The organism is Pseudomonas sp. Irchel s3h17, assembly GCF_900187505.1.
Classification (GTDB): domain Bacteria; phylum Pseudomonadota; class Gammaproteobacteria; order Pseudomonadales; family Pseudomonadaceae; genus Aquipseudomonas.
This window is the reverse complement of record NZ_FYDL01000008.1, coordinates 1-14,847: the sequence shown is the minus strand read 5'-3', so window position 1 is coordinate 14,847 and position 14,847 is coordinate 1. Positions and strand designations below refer to the sequence as shown.

Here is a 14,847-nt window from a genome sequence, read left to right as displayed (position 1 = left end):
CCTGCTGGCACCCCAATAAACATAAGAAAATCGAGGTACTTGCGTGTCTACCGATATCGAAGACAGCCGCTCCGCCCGCTTTGCCCTTCGCTGCTCAAACTTTGCCGAGCGCTGGTTTCCCGACTCCTGGGTCTTCGCGGCACTCGCGGTGATCATCGTCGCTGTCGCCACCATGGCCATGGGCGCCAAGCCCACCGATGCCGCCATGGCCTTCGGCGACGGCTTCTGGAGCCTGATCCCGTTCACCATGCAAATGGCCTTTGTGGTGATCGGTGGTTATGTGGTCGCCAGTTCGCCACCGGCGGTGAAACTGATCGATCGCCTGGCTCGCGTGCCGAAAAATGGCCGCTCGGCCGTGGCCTGGGTCGCGCTGATTTCCATGGTCGCATCCTTGTTGAACTGGGGGCTGTCACTGGTGTTTGGCGGTTTGCTGGTACGCGCGCTGGCCCGACGCACCGATTTGCGCATGGATTACCGCGCCGCCGGTGCCGCCGCTTACCTGGGACTCGGCGCAGTCTGGGCGCTGGGGCTGTCCTCGTCGGCGGCCCAGTTGCAGGCCAACCCGGCCAGCTTGCCGCCTTCGATCCTGTCGATCACTGGCGTCATCCCGTTCACCGAGACGATTTTCCTCTGGCAGTCCGGCGTCTTGTTGCTGGCGCTGGTCGTGGTCTCGCTGGTGGTCGCCTACGCCACCGCCCCCGGCCCGAACTCTGCCCGTGACGCCAAAGACTGCGGCGTCGACCCCAGCTTCAGCCTGCCAGCGCTGGCCCCTCGTTCCCGCCCCGGCGAATGGCTGGAATACAGCCCGCTGCTGACCATTTTGCTGGTGCTGCTGGCGGCCGGCTGGTTGTTTCATGAGTTTTCGACGAAGCCGGCGATCAGTGCGATCTCGGGGCTCAATACCTACAACTTCCTGTTTCTGATGCTCGGGGCACTGCTGCACTGGCGTCCGCGCAGCTTCCTCGACGCCGTGGCCCGTGCGGTGCCCACCACCACCGGTGTGATGATCCAGTTCCCGCTGTACGGCTCCATCGCGGCGTTGATGACCGTGGTCAAAGGCACTGATGGCCAGTCCCTGGCGCACCATATCTCGAGCTTTTTCGTCAGCATTGCCTCCCATGACACGTACGCGGTGCTGATGGGCGTGTATTCGGCCATTCTCGGTTTCTTCATTCCATCCGGGGGTGGCAAATGGATCATTGAGGCGCCGTATGTGATGCAGGTCGCCAATGACCTGGAGTACCACCTAGGCTGGGCCGTGCAGATCTACAATGCCGCCGAAGCGCTGCCCAACCTGATCAACCCGTTCTACATGCTGCCGCTGCTCGGCGTACTGGGGTTGAAGGCGCGGGACTTGATCGGGTTTTCATTCGTGCAATTGCTGGTGCACACGCCGCTGGTGCTGTTTCTGTTGTGGGCACTGGGGACGACGCTCCAGTATGTGGCGCCCGTGATGCCTTGATCCGAGGCCCTGCAAGGGTGGCACACGTAACACGTGCAGCGTTTCAGACTGATACTGGACCTTGCGTCATCAATCGTTTCAGTATGTCTTGCTCCCCGCTTCCGGGGCCCACGCTGAAAAGGATCTGAGCATGTTCAAACTCCCAGGATTGAGCCTCACCTTCGCCGCCCTTGCCTTGAGTACCACCGCCCTCGCCGATACCCAGCTGAAACTGGGCAGTACCGAGCGGGTCACGCGGTTGTTCGCCTACCCCAACAACTGCAATGTGATTTGCTATCGCGACTGGACGCTGGAACAAACGGTCGAGCACTACCTGACCCAAAGCGTTCGGCGCGATGGCTACCGCAACGCAACAGTCAGGGTAAGCACCGACAAGCAGCAGCTCGTCGCTGATATCCGCGGCGTACCAAAAGGCTACGCAAAACCGCTGAGGGCATTACTCGATGCCGGGGACCTGGCCCACAATGGTGCCAACAAACTCAATGCCGACGGCAAGTGGGCATACAGTTGGTACCTGTTCCTGCCCTTGGGCATGGCGCTGGAAAACCGCAAGAGCGTCGAGTTGCTGCACTTCCCACCGGACTATTCGCTGACTCAGGCCCAGGATTACCTGGAATCGAAGACCACCGACCGCTGGGCAACGCTGTTGACCGTCAATGGCATTGCCGCCGAACAAACGCCGGCCTTCCAGACCATCATCGACATCGCGCCGATTGCGGCCCCTTCCAATGCCGGCAAGGACCTTGAAGGCGTCTACGGTTACTTCAAGGACTACCAGACCACCATGGTCAGGCAATTCAGCCAGACCGCCAGCGGCGTGACCTTGCCAATGGTCGCGTTCGGCGCACCGGTGCGTAACTGGATCAAGGAACAGTATGGGCCGACCGTGGCCGTACTGGGCCTGGCCCATATCAACCCGACCCCAAGCGTGACGGTGCCGGTGCTGGGCTCCAACCATCCCAGCTATATCTGGTACGCCGCCGACCCCGAGAACTATGAAGGCGATCAGGCCAAGGCCGATGCCGTGGGTTTGAAAGTGATGGGCCAGGACTTGAGCGCCGCTTGCTGGCAGGCCGGCATGGGCAGCAAACCGTCCAGTGACCCGAGCGCACAGCTCACATCCTGTACACAAAACTGGCAGGTGACCCAGAAAGCGAAGACCTGCGAGCTGTTCTATACCTCAATCCGCGGGCTGACACCCGGGCAGGCCACAGCCAAATGCTCGGCCCCGGACATCAAACCCCAACTCGAGCAGCTCCGGGCGCCGTTGCCGGCGCTTGCGCAGGCAGCCCCGCCTCTTTAAACCGGCTTGCCGGCTTGCTGCGTCAGCTTTCACTGACGCAGCAAGTAGGCACTCTCTCCTGTCAATACTGACAGTAGACCTGCGATTCCATTTGCGCGACGCTTGGTTCGTACCCCAGGGGCTGCAGGGCTGACAGGATGGCCCGTCGACGGTAGTCGCAGCGCTGAACAGACAAGGATCTGTCATGAAAACCCAGGCCACGGCTCGGCTACGCCCGAGTACCTGTATTTACCCCTATGAAACGCTCAGTGCGAATCAGGGCTATCCATCCCTGGCCGACTTCGAAGTCGGCGGCAGCAATGATCATCCCCCCTCGGGGATCAAGGCCCAGCGTCATTACCAGCGCATCACGCGAATGTGCCGTGTCTCCGGGCAACTGACACATGTCCGTCAATTGCATACCGTTCAGTTGGTACCGGGTGTTCATGTCTACGACCAGTACTTCTGCGGGCGGTTGCCACACTCATGCGACCCCAATGTCTTTCTCGACATGAGTGAGCTGTGGTTATGGGCATTGCACGACATCAAGCCAGGCACCTGGTTGTGCATGGACTACACCAGCACCGAAGAAAAACTGCTGCGCCAGTTCGCCTGTCGGTGTGGTTCAGCGGAATGCCGAGGCTGGATCACCGGTTACGATGAGCCGCCAAACGCCGAAGGTCGGCTGTTTCTGCAGCACTGGCACCGGCACGGCCCCCAATAGCAGGGGGCCGGGGTCTTTTACACGGCGCCAACCGGGCGCAGGCGGTACTGCGGCGGCAATTGCTCGAAACCGCTGATGGTCGCGTTCAGGCTTTTCCAGCGACCGTCCTTGATGCCGTAGATGCAGCCATGAATCGACAGGCTCTGCCCGCGATGCCAGGCATTCTGGATAATGCTGGTATGACCGACGTTGGCCACTTGCTGGATGACATTGAGCTCGCAGAGACGGTCGACACGCTCTTCTTCGGTCGGCAGCTGGCCAAGGGCTTCGCGATGCTCGTAATACAGGTCACGGATCGAGCGCAGCCAGCCGTCGATCAGGCCCAGCTGGCGGTCCTGCATCGAGGCGCGCACGCCGCCACAGCCGTAGTGGCCGGTCACCAGGATGTGTTTGACCTTGAGCACGTCGACTGCGTACTGGATCACCGACAGGCAGTTGAGGTCGGTGTGCAGCACCACGTTGGCAACGTTTCGGTGGACGAACAGGTCACCCGGCAACATACCGACGATTTCGTTGGCCGGCACCCGTGCATCGGAGCAGCCGATCCACAAGTATTCAGGCGTCTGCTGTCGGGCCAGCTTGGCGAAGAAGTCAGGATCTTCCTGCTTGATCGCATCGGCCCAGCGCTCGTTGTTATCAATCAGATCTTGTAATTCGTTCATGCTCTGAAGCCTCAAGAATGGTGCGCTGATTTGACAGACAAGCGTCCGCCGGGGTCACGCCGGTGATGCAGATAACCTCAGATACAGGCTGTGCGGGAATCTTCCCGCCCGGTACCTGTCCACACTATAAGTAGATACGCAGTATGAGGCGTTGCCATGACCGAATCACGACGTCCGTTCAATTCGGTGCAACCGGAACCCATCGACGACAACGAGGATCGCATGGGTTCGATGCGCGAACTGGACTTCAATGAACAGCCATCCAGGGCAAAAATCGGTGATACCGATCCGCACCCCGAGCGCCAACGGCGACCCGCCGGTGAAGCATCGACAGGGACGACCGATGAGGAGCATGACGCCACCGACGATGACCTGAGCCCGGAAACCCTGATTCGCGAAGACGGTGCCCGCGACGCGCTGGAAGCCGATGAAAGCTTCAGCCCCGACTGGGACCTGAGCATTGTCGGTGAAGCCGACATCGGGGGTGGCAAAGGCCTGGATGAAGCCGAACTGGCGCAGCGCGACCCGCTCGACCGCAAGCGCTGATCCTCTGCCCTCGCCGGGGTCGCCTCAATCCACCAATGTGCAGGCCATGACGACAGCATCTTCACGCCCGCCTACCGCCGGATAGTAATCACGACGGCGGCCGACTTCGTTAAAACCGTAACGCTCGTACAGGCGGAAGGCGGCGCGGTTGCTGTCGCGCACCTCCAGGAAACACTCCCGGGCCTGTGCGGCGTAGGCACGGGACATCAGGTGCTCCAGCAGCATCAGGCCCAGGCCGCGCCCCTGGCTTTCCGGCTTGACCGTGATATTGAGCAGGTGTGCCTCATCCAGGATGATTTGCACCACCCCGTGGCCCACCTGTTGTTGCCCCTCGAACATCAGCCAGATCTGGTACTTGCCCAGGCCATCGAGAAAGATCCCGCGGGTCCAGGGATGACTGAACGCCGCGTATTCGATCTTCAGTACAGCGTCCAGATCCGCTTCGGTCATCGGGCGGAACGATACAGCATCACTCATTTGATTCTTTCCAACGCGCCATCAGCCGACGCATGGCTTGCCAGACTTCAGCCTTACGCTGTGGCTCTTCCATTAATAACTCCAGGCCAGGCAGCGCCCAGACCGACCCCAGGCCTTCGACCTGAAGCTCACGGTTGTAGCTTTCGGCATTGGCCTCACCGGCAAAACGCACCGCCGGCAGGCCGATCAGCCACAGGCACACGCAGGGAGCGTCTTCCAGGCGAGCCGACAAGAAGCCTTGAACAAAGTCGCGCGCCGCTTCCGGCCCCTGATCCAGGGTGCCGCGGGCCAGCAGCGGCCAGCGCACCGGTTCACCGACAATTTGCGGGCTGTCCGGCAGTCCGGCTGCGCGCAGCATGTCCTTGAGCAGCAAGTAGGCCGGATCCCGGCTCTGGAACGCTTCGCCTGTGGGTAATTCCACCAACAGCAGGCAGCGGCCGGCACGCAGCAATTGCAGGGCAAAACGCGGTGGCGGGACCTGTGGGGCCTTGGCCGCCACTGGCGCGGCGTCGGCCTCCTCGACCGGTTTGCTTGCCGGGCGTGCCACCGTGGGCGTCGGGCGCGGCACCTCGATCTTGACCCGCTCAGCCGGCTTGGCCAGCGGTTGCGCAACGGCATTCGTTACCTGTGCCTGCGCAACCGGCGCTTCGGGCAAAGGTTCCAGCGCTTGCAGCAACTCGGGCCGCGACGGGGCGGCAAAGGGCAATTCGGTGCGCGGCAGCCAACTGACCACCTGCATGGCGGTCAGATAAGCGCGACGGCGGGACTCGATAAGCAAAGGTCGGCCACTTGTGGATAACTGAGGTACGGGATTCTACCGCCCTTCGCTGAAGATCGCCCGCTGTTGATCAATAGAAAAACGACTGTCCGTCCCGTCAATCCCGCGAGGGTGATGCCCATCGCACGCGATGCAGTACAATCGCTGCTTTTAATCGCCAACCAGCCGGCCAATCCAATGATCGAACCCAAGCGCGTCTTGCGCGCCCTCGCCGAACACTGGGCACTTCTGGAGCCGCTGTGCGAGCATTTCGACCAAGGCACACTGAGCCTCAACGAACTGCGCTTACAGCTGGCCGCCCAGCAACTGGACAGCACGCCACAGGACATTACCAGCCTGCTGGACGTGTGGATCCGCCTCGATATTCTGGTTCCGGTGGCCAAAAGCCCGAACCGCTTTGAACTGAACGCGCAGATCCACGACTTCCTCGCCTACCTGCGCCGTGAGCACCGCTTGGGCCTGTGCCTGGAAATCGAAGCCTATCTGCGGCACCTGGAGCGGCTGGCCGGCTACATTCAGGACGCCTTCGACGTCCGTGATGGCAACGACCTGGCGCGCCAGCTGCGCTTGCTCGACATGCGCGTGCGTGACGTGCTGAAAAAGCTCGCCAACGATGAACAGGCCCTGGTGGCCGTCGCCGAGCGGGCCAAGACCAGCGACCGGCAGATCCCGCTGCGCCAGCGCTATGCCGAGGTACTGGCGACCTGGGATGAATACGTCGAGCCGATGATCCAGCTGGTGAACGCCGACGGCGCCTTCGAACAGGGGGTGCGCAAGGTCGAAAACGTGCTGTTGCGCATGCTCACCGAGCAGCAACGCCTCGGTCATCTGGTCGACGATGACATGCTGCTGCGTACCCATGCGCGGATTCTGGAAATGCAGACCAGCGCCCAGCTGACCTTGCGCCACGCTCGCGAACTGCTGCTGCCGTTGCGTGAAGAGGCCCGCCGGCACAATGCCGTGACCCGTGGCGCGGCGCTGGCCTTGTCGATGATCCGCCGCAAGGGCATCGACGCCGTACCGCAAGCCGCCATGCCGATGTTCACCCGGCCGCAAAGCACCTTCCTGGGCAGTGCCAGCCAGGTCGAAGCCTACGTGTATGCCCTGGCGCGTTTCGAACCGAAACCGGCGCTCTTCCCCAAGTCTCACAAGACACAGAAAGGCGAAGCCCCGCGTGCCCCGCGTACCGTTCGGGAAATGCTCGAACGCTGCGAAGGCGCGCTGCCGATGCCGGACCTGATGTCCTGGTTGCTGGAGCAGGAACCGGACGGCGCAACCGACGAGTTGCTGTACTGGTTTTCCCGCCTGTCACGGGACAAGCGCTTCCAGCGTGAACGCCTGGAGCGCCGCGACTACCATACTCACGAGCACCAGGTCAGCCTGCGCTCCTTCGCCCTGCTCTCGGCCGGCACAGACGCCACCGAGAATTCCGCGAGCACTCCCCATGCATCTTGATCTTTGTGAACTGTCTCAGCTGGCCCCCATCTTTCGCGAACTGTTCAAGGGTTACCACGTCAGCCGCCGTGATCCCGAGCTGTATGCCCAGCTGTCGAACTTTCAGGACCAATACCGCACCTTGTTCAAGGCCCTGGGCTTTGAGCTGGTGTGCGACACCCGTGGTTTCTACTACTTTGTGCCGGATCTCGCCGCCGCGGCGGTGAACAAGACCGCCCAGCGCCTGGCGTTGTTCACCTTCATCCTGGTCGAGCACCTGGCCGACCAGGGGCGCGACCCGATTGCCGTCCTTGATGGCGGCAGCCTCGGTCGCGACGAGCTGCCGTCGTTGCTGGAAAAGTACCGTGACCTGTTCATCCAGGCCGAAGTGCAAACCCAGGAAGAGCTGGAAGAAAAAATCATGCGCCGCATGACCCAGCTGGGCTTCGCCAACGAAGAGAACGGCGTCTACCGCTTTCTGCCGCCCATGCACCGTTTCCTCGACGTTTGCCTCTCAGTCCAGCAGGACCGTGACCTGGCGGCCAGCCTGCACAGTGTGCTGCCATTGCCGGCTCCGGTGCTGATCGACGACGACAGTGATGAAAAACTGCTGCAAACCGATGATCCGCTGGACCTGAGCGAATTCGAAGGTGAGGAAAGCGAAGAAAACGCCCTCGCCCGCGCCATTGCCGAAGAACAGGAAATCGACGCATGAGCAAGGAACGTTACGGCATTCGCCGCTTTGCCCTTCTGAACACCGCCGGCTACAGCCTCGGCCTGTTCCCGCTGGAAGAGCCGCTGTCGGTCTACGGCGCGAACAACCTCGGCAAGTCCGCCTCGATCAACGCCTTGCAGTTTCCGATTCTGGCGCGCATGTCGGACATGAGTTTTGGCAAGTACAGCCTGGAACAATCGCGGCGTTTCTACTTTGCCTCCGACACCAGCTACATCCTGGTGGAAGTCTCGCTGCCTCACGGCCCCCACGTGATCGGCGTGGTCGGGCGCGGCCCGGGCGGTGGTTTCGGTCACCAGTTCTTTGCCTACGCCGGCAAACTGGACCTGGCCCACTACCAGAAGAACGACACCTGCCTGCGCCAGAAAGAGCTGTTCACCAACCTTGAACGCGAGGGGCTCAAAGCCTACGAGCTCAAGCCGGACGAACTGCGTCGCCTGCTGGTCGGCGGTCACACCTCGATTCCACTGGACCTGACGCTGATCCCGCTGCGCTCCACCAGCGAACAGAGCCTCAAGACCTTCCGCGCGCTGTTCATCAACCTGCTGCACATGCGCGAAATCACCGCGGCCAAGCTCAAGCAACTGTTCCTCGATGCCTTCGAACACAGCCTGCGTTCCGGCAGCGTCGATTACATTGCCGCGTGCGAAGAAGCCTTCCGCGATGTACGTCGCATGGAGCAGGACTACAACTCGCTGGTCACCGCCGGTCCCTTGGTCGAAGCCCTCGCGTCAGGCGTTACCCAGCGCAACATCCTGCGCGGCAAATTGCACCGCATCTCGCCACTGTTGGACTCCCTGCTCGGCACCTGGTCGGACTACGCCAGCGCACGCAAGGAAGAGCTGACGATCCAGGCCGAGCACTATCGCAACGAGCAGGACGCGCTGCAAAACGATCAGCGTGGCGGCACTCAGGAGCTGATGCGCCTGGAGCGTGAGATCACTGGTATCCAGCGCTGGCTCGGCGAGTTGTCGGTCCTCAAGCATCGCTTCGCGTTGGTGGATGACGTCAAACTGCTTGAACAGCAATTGTTGGCCGCCAAGGACGCCCACGACGAACTGGCCGGTGCACTGGCGCAATCGCGTCAGTTCAGTGCCGAAGACCTCGATGAGCGTCTGCGGGATCTGGAAAAGCGCCTGAAGTCGGTCAGGCAGCAACTCGACAACGCCGACAACAACAGCTACGCCCGCCTGCGTGAAGAGTTCTCGCAACAGGACGTCGAACGCTTGATGCGCCTGTTCAACAGTGCATTGTTCAGCTTGCCGCTGGGCGAACATGGCATCGCGCTGGACGAAGACGGTCAGTGGGTCAAATCCATGGAGCTGATCCTGGATGGCTTCAAGGGCGAACGCTTCGAAGTCCCGGGCCTGTCCATCGACCTGTCGCACATTGAGCCGCCGGCCTTGCAAGCACTGGCTGACCGCGCCGCGCTGCGCGATCAGAAAGAGCGCCTGGACAAAGAGCTCAAGCAACTGAAGACCCAGCAGGCGGTTGCGGCTGACCGCGCCGCGAGCAAGACCCAGACCGAAGCGCTGTACCAGCAGGTACTGGACGCGCAGAAAGCCCTGGAGGACTTCCGTCGCACGCAAACCCTGAGTGCCGAAGAAGGTGACAAGCTGGAACAGTTGGCGCAGATGGAAGCCGCGCAGGACGAACTCACGCGCTCCAGCGACGCCTTCACCGAACGCGTCCAGCAACTGTCGGCCAAGCTGCAACTGGTCGGCCGGCAGATCGGCGACATGGAAGCCAAGCAGCGCACCCTCGACGACGCCCTGCGCCGCCGTCAGTTGCTGCCGGCCGACCTGCCGTTCGGTACCCCCTTCATGGACCCGATCGATGATTCCATGGATAACCTGCTGCCGCTGCTCAATGACTATCAGGACAGCTGGCAGGGCTTGCAGCGGGCTGATGGCCAGATCGATGCGCTGTACGCCCAGGTGCGCCTCAAGGGCGTGGCCAAGTTCGACAACGAAGACGACATGGAGCGTCGCCTGCAACTGCTGATCAACGCTTACGCACACCGTACCGACGAAGCCCTGACCCTGGGCAAGGCGCGTCGCGCGGCGGTCACCGACATTGCGCGCACCCTGCGTAACATCCGCAGCGACTACGACAGCCTTGAACACCAACTGGCCCTGTTCAACCGCGAGATCAACAAGCGTCAGGTCTCCAACCTGCAAAGCTTCCGCATCGTGCTGGCGCCGAACAAGGAAGCCCTCAAGCATATCGACCAGATCATCCACAGCGCCGGTCAATATGAAGAAGGCGAAACCCTGTCGGTGTTCGACCTGAGCCAAAGCGCCGAGCAGGACAACAAGAACGAAGAGGCCAAGGAATACCTGGCACGCCTGGTGGCGGCGAACCACAACCAGCTCGGCCTCAAGGACCTGTTCGAACTCGCGTTCGAGATCACCAAGGTCAACGGCCAGCCCGTGATCCACACCGACATCGATGGCGCGGCCTCCAACGGCACCACCATGACCATCAAGGCGCTGACCAACATGTACTTGTTGCTGCACTTGATGGACCGTGACCTGGCCGGGCGGGTGCGTTTGCCGTACTACCTCGACGAGGCGGCCGACATTGACGAGAAGAACCAGGCAGCATTGTTGGAAACCAGCCTGCAACTGGGCTTCGTGCCAATTCTGGCCAGTGTGAAGCCACAGGTCTGCGCCAGTGTGGCGATCGACCTGGAAGGCGGCAGTGGACCGAACGGCATCTACATCGATGAGGCGGACTGGAAGTTCATTCGCCGCCATGACGAGGTGAAAACCACCGTCAAGGTCGAGGAAGACGAACCCGAGCTGGATGCGATCTGACTTGCTTTAATCGGTTCCAATGAAAAGGCCGCGATCCCATGGATCGCGGCCTTTTTTGTGGGCATCGCTCAGCCTTCGATGAAGGCGGCCTCCAGACTACTTGCCCAGAGGAATCTTCGGCGCCCAGACCAGCCACTCGTCCTCGAACTTGTCGAACAAGGGGAAGGTCTGCTGCACTCGCGCAGGGTTGCCCATGCGTTCCCCATCCGGCGTGGCGAAGGCAATACCGCCCTGAATCAGGGTTTCCAGCGATTCGGTGCGTACCGTCGCGCCCTTGAACAGGCTGTAGTCCAGGCCAAAACCACTGCTGTTCCAGAAACGCGTGCCGCTACGCACCAGAGGCACGTACTTGGGCTCGATCAGGATATGAATCAGCACCCGATCCGCGGTTTGACCCAGCTCGTAGCCGGTCACCTTGCCGACCGTGATTTCCCGGTAAGTCACTGGCACACCGGTCTTCAGCGAACCGCGGCGAGCAGCGCTCAACACCAGGCTCAAGCCCGCTTCCTGGGCCACAGCTTCAGGCGGCTGAGGCAGCGCGACGAAGCTCGTCTGCGGACCGAGACTCTTCGCGGCGGGTTGAACCTCGATGTATTGCCCGGTCACCAGGGTTTCCAGATTGGAAGTCTTGATCAGCCCAAGCTCCGGCTTGACCACCCAGAACTGGCTGCCGGCCCGGGCAATGCGCTCCGGCACTTCGGTAATGCGCGCAGTGAGCAGCACGGACTGCAGGTCGTCGCTGAGATCGACATCTTCGACCTTGCCGACATCCAGCCCTTTGTAGCGAATCGGCGTACCGGTGCGCAGACCGTCTGCACGGTCGAGCTTGATCGTGACCACGGTACCTTTCTGAGTCGCCTCTTCATGGTCGGCGAACAGGTGGAAACGCGGGATACGCTTTTGCAGGGGGGCCGTGGCCTCCGGTGTATCGAAGGCAATACCACCAGCCATCAGGCTTTGCAGGGACTCGCTTTTGACTTGAATCCCGTTGAGGCCACCGGTCAGGGTGATGCCGCTGGCATTCCAGAATCGTGTCGAGGCGTTGACCAGTCCTTCGTACTCTTTTTCGATATGTACGCCGATGAGCAACTGTTTCTTCCTCCGCGAGAACTGATAGCTCTGTACCGAACCAACCTTGACCTGCTTGTAGAGAATCGGACTGCCGACCTCCAGCGAACCCAGGTTTTCAGTGAACAGCACCAGGTGCAAGCCCGGTGCGCGCAAGTCCAGCGGTGGCGCCTTTGCCCGAGCTTCAAAATCGCGCTTGGGGGCACTGCCCTTGTCGCCAGGCCGCACGGCGATGTAGTTGCCCTTGACCAAGGCTTCCAGCCCAGTGATACCGGCCAGAGAAATCGACGGCTTGACCACCCAGAACTGAGTGCCTTCGACCAGATAATCCTCGGCCAACGGGTCAAGGGTCAATTCGGCAGTGGCGCTGGACAGATCAGAGTCCACCTTGAGCCCCTTGAGGGTACCGACCTCAATCCCTTTGTACATGACCGGTGTATGGCCAGCCTGCAGGCCCTCGAAATCACCCAGTTTCACTTTCACGCGAATACCGGCCTGGGCCGCATCGAAGTCTTCAAAGAGACGGAACGGCAGGCTCGGATCCGTAGGCGGGCTGTCTTGGCGGTTTTCCGGTGTAGCGAACGCGATACCGCCGGCAACGATGCTGGCCAGCGACTCACTGCGAATTTTCACACCCGACAGGTTGGCATCGATACTGACCCCGCTGGCATTCCAGAAACGCGTATGTTTGCGTACCAGGCTGGCGTAAGTCGGCTCGATATACACTTTGATCTCGACGGTGCTCTGATCTTCGGACAGCAGGTAGCTCTTCACCTGACCGACCTGGATCTGCTTGTAGAACACCGGGCTGCCGCGGTTCAGGGAACCCAGTCGATCAGCCTTGATGGTCAGGTGCAAACCCGGCTTGGAATCGGAAAGCGGTGGTTCCTCCGCCAGGGCCTTGAACCTGCGGGCGGACTCGCCCTCCCCCGGACTGATGGCGACGTAGTTACCCGATACCAGGGTTTCCAGGCCGGTGATCCCGGCCATAGTCACGCTCGGCTTGACCAGCCAGAAACGCGTGCTGGTCTTGAGGTACTGCCCCACATCCTTGTTCATCTCGATGGTGGCAATCACTCCGCGGCTTTTGCCAGCATCATCGAGCGTGAGGCTTTTGACCTTACCGATCGACATGCCCTTGTAAACGACCTCGGTCTTGTTGGCCTGAATGCCTTCACCGCTTTCAAAACGGACCTGTACCTCTATTCCGGTCTCGTTGTAGGCACGCCAGCCCAACCATCCGCCAATCACCAAGGCGATCAGGGGCAACACCCAGATAGCCGACCAGTTGGAAGCCGGTCGGGTTTTAGCTTTAGGCAAATCAGTCATGGTCGTCGTCCGACTCCGTGTTATCCCAAATCAGTCGGGGATCAAAAGTTACTGCAGCAAGCATTGTCAGAATCACCACACTGGCGAAGGCCACCGCACCGAAATTTGCCTCGATAGTGGCGAGCCGACCAAAGTTGACTACCGCCACCAGAATGGCGATGACGAATATATCCAGCATTGACCATCGGCCAATGAACTCGATAAAGCGGTACATCACAATGCGTTGCCGGGCGGATAAAGGCTGGCGGCGCTGCACCGAAAACAGTAATAGGGCGATACCGACCAACTTGAAGGTCGGCACCAGGATACTGGCGATGAACACCACGGCAGCGATGGGCAACATCCCATGCTGAACGAGAGCGATCACACCGGACATGATCGTGTCGCCCTGACCCTGCCCTAACGCGCTGATCGTCATGATCGGCAACACATTTGCGGGGATATAGAGAATGGCGGCCGTGATCAACAACGCCCAGGTACGTGCCAGACTGTCTGGCCGGCGAGCATGAACCAACGCACCACAACGTGTGCATGTCTGCTCGTCGGTACCCGGTTCCTGCTTGTTCAGTTGATGGCACTCAGCACAAATCAGAATGCCCGCATCAATCGCCCGCATGAGCATCCTCCCCTGACAGTGCTTCCCAAATCTGATGGGGCGACATCACCACCTCTAGCCAGACCTGGGTCAACAACAAACTGATAAAGCAGACCAGGCCAACGCCTATCGTGATCGAGGCCAGGTCGGCCAGCTTGACGATGGCCACCAACACGCCCATCAAATAGACCTCAAGCATCCCCCAATCGCGCAAATGGTGATAAATGCGATAGAGCAACAGGCCGTAGCTGCGTCCGATATCAAAACGAATACTGAGCAACACCGACAACTGACAGAGCAGCTTGAGCAACGGGATTCCCATGCCGCACAGGAATACCACCACTGCCACACCTTGCATGCCCGTGTCGAACAGGCCAAGGACACTACTCCAGACAGTGTCGTGCGACGACTGCCCGAGCAAATGGAGTTCCATGATGGGTAAAAAGTTCGCCGGAACGAACAGCAGTAACGCCGCGATCACCAAGGCAAGGCTACGCTCCACGACATTGTGCCGATGTGCATAGAGTTCATAGCCGCAGCGCGGGCACAGGGCTTTCTCGTCATGGGCGAGCGGCGGCTTGTGCATCAGCAAGTCGCACTCATGGCACGCCACCAAGTTCTCCAGCGGTAAATCTGACAGCCCGGAGGCGTCAACCGGATCTGGCATAAAGGACTCTGTTTCTAAAAGTAAGGGTTCTATTCTAGTGTTCTGGCTCAGAAATAACTGAGCAATTTTGTCTCAATCCTGAAATGTACATTTCTGCGGACAAAACAAAACCCCTACCTGCATACGCAGATAGGGGTTTCGGAGTTTAATCTTGACGATGACCTACTCTCACATGGGGAAACCCCACACTACCATCGGCGATGCATCGTTTCACTGCTGAGTTCGGGATGGGATCAGGTGGTTCCAATGCTCTATGGTCGTCAAGAAATTC

At 60.4% G+C, this 14,847-nt stretch carries 13 protein-coding genes and 1 rRNA gene; 7 read left to right on the top strand and 7 right to left on the bottom strand.

Translation table 11 applies throughout. The annotated features are described in order from the left end of the window. The first annotated feature begins 43 nt into the window (after nt 1-43). The 3 genes from CKW25_RS12725 (at nt 44) to CKW25_RS12715 (ending at nt 3,468) form a co-directional block, all read left to right on the top strand. Nucleotides 44-1,462: a short-chain fatty acid transporter gene (locus CKW25_RS12725; protein WP_095079667.1), complete on the top strand. Its 1,419-nt coding sequence runs from the start codon at nt 44-46 to the stop codon at nt 1,460-1,462. Between the two features lie 130 nt (nt 1,463-1,592). After that, a complete protein-coding gene (locus CKW25_RS12720; RefSeq protein ID WP_095079665.1) occupies nt 1,593-2,765 on the top strand; it encodes a hypothetical protein in 1,173 nt (390 codons plus the stop codon). Between the two features lie 184 nt (nt 2,766-2,949). After that, complete coding sequence (locus tag CKW25_RS12715; RefSeq protein WP_095079663.1) at nt 2,950-3,468, top strand: lysine methyltransferase; 519 nt, start codon at nt 2,950-2,952, stop codon at nt 3,466-3,468. Nucleotides 3,469-3,485: 17 nt separating this feature from the next. Here the strand turns inward: CKW25_RS12715 and can are convergent, their stop codons facing one another. Then, nucleotides 3,486-4,130, bottom strand: coding sequence for a carbonate dehydratase (gene can / locus CKW25_RS12710; protein WP_095079662.1), 645 nt, complete (start codon nt 4,128-4,130; stop codon nt 3,486-3,488). Between the two features lie 156 nt (nt 4,131-4,286). On the opposite strand from can, the gene CKW25_RS12705 reads away from it, so the two are divergent. Beyond that, the gene (locus tag CKW25_RS12705) at nt 4,287-4,676 is read left to right on the top strand and encodes a serine kinase/phosphatase (RefSeq protein WP_095079659.1); all 390 of its coding nucleotides are present in this window, start codon (nt 4,287-4,289) and stop codon (nt 4,674-4,676) included. A gap of 24 nt (nt 4,677-4,700) precedes the next feature. Here CKW25_RS12705 and rimI read toward each other — a convergent pair whose 3' ends face one another. Both rimI and CKW25_RS12695 read right to left on the bottom strand, forming a co-directional pair. Continuing rightward, nucleotides 4,701-5,153, bottom strand: coding sequence for a ribosomal protein S18-alanine N-acetyltransferase (gene rimI / locus CKW25_RS12700; RefSeq protein WP_095079658.1), 453 nt, complete (start codon nt 5,151-5,153; stop codon nt 4,701-4,703). Further along, a complete protein-coding gene (locus tag CKW25_RS12695; RefSeq protein WP_095079657.1) occupies nt 5,146-5,892 on the bottom strand; it encodes an energy transducer TonB in 747 nt (248 codons plus the stop codon). Before CKW25_RS12695 ends, rimI begins: the two co-directional genes overlap by 8 nt. Before the next feature lie 216 nt (nt 5,893-6,108). Here CKW25_RS12695 and mksB point away from each other — a divergent pair, with 216 nt between their 5' ends. From mksB to mksF, 3 genes are read left to right on the top strand one after another with little or no spacing between them, the layout of a single operon-like run. Then, entirely contained in the window at nt 6,109-7,386 is a 1,278-nt protein-coding gene (mksB, locus tag CKW25_RS12690; RefSeq protein ID WP_172736510.1) for an Mks condensin complex protein MksB, read from the top strand. Then, nucleotides 7,376-8,080 (top strand): Mks condensin complex protein MksE, encoded by a 705-nt coding sequence (mksE, locus tag CKW25_RS12685; protein WP_095079653.1) that lies wholly within the window; start codon nt 7,376-7,378, stop codon nt 8,078-8,080. Before mksB ends, mksE begins: the two co-directional genes overlap by 11 nt. Further along, nucleotides 8,077-10,917, top strand: a complete 2,841-nt coding sequence (gene mksF / locus CKW25_RS12680) for an Mks condensin complex protein MksF (protein ID WP_095079652.1) — start codon at nt 8,077-8,079, stop codon at nt 10,915-10,917. Before mksE ends, mksF begins: the two co-directional genes overlap by 4 nt. Nucleotides 10,918-11,013: 96 nt before the next feature. On the opposite strand, the gene CKW25_RS12675 is transcribed toward mksF, so the two are convergent. The 4 genes from CKW25_RS12675 to rrf all read right to left on the bottom strand — a co-directional run bounded on the left by CKW25_RS12675 (nt 11,014) and on the right by rrf (nt 14,841). Beyond that, on the bottom strand, nt 11,014-13,314 hold the full coding sequence (locus CKW25_RS12675) for a PqiB family protein (RefSeq protein ID WP_095079650.1): 2,301 nt from the start codon (nt 13,312-13,314) through the stop codon (nt 11,014-11,016). Next, a complete protein-coding gene (locus CKW25_RS12670; RefSeq protein ID WP_095079648.1) occupies nt 13,307-13,930 on the bottom strand; it encodes a paraquat-inducible protein A in 624 nt (207 codons plus the stop codon). Before CKW25_RS12670 ends, CKW25_RS12675 begins: the two co-directional genes overlap by 8 nt. Beyond that, nucleotides 13,917-14,576, bottom strand: a complete 660-nt coding sequence (locus CKW25_RS12665; RefSeq protein ID WP_095079647.1) for a paraquat-inducible protein A — start codon at nt 14,574-14,576, stop codon at nt 13,917-13,919. Before CKW25_RS12665 ends, CKW25_RS12670 begins: the two co-directional genes overlap by 14 nt. 149 nt (nt 14,577-14,725) lie before the next feature. After that, nucleotides 14,726-14,841: ribosomal RNA gene (rrf, locus tag CKW25_RS12660) — 5S ribosomal RNA — on the bottom strand. Nucleotides 14,842-14,847 lie beyond the last annotated feature (6 nt).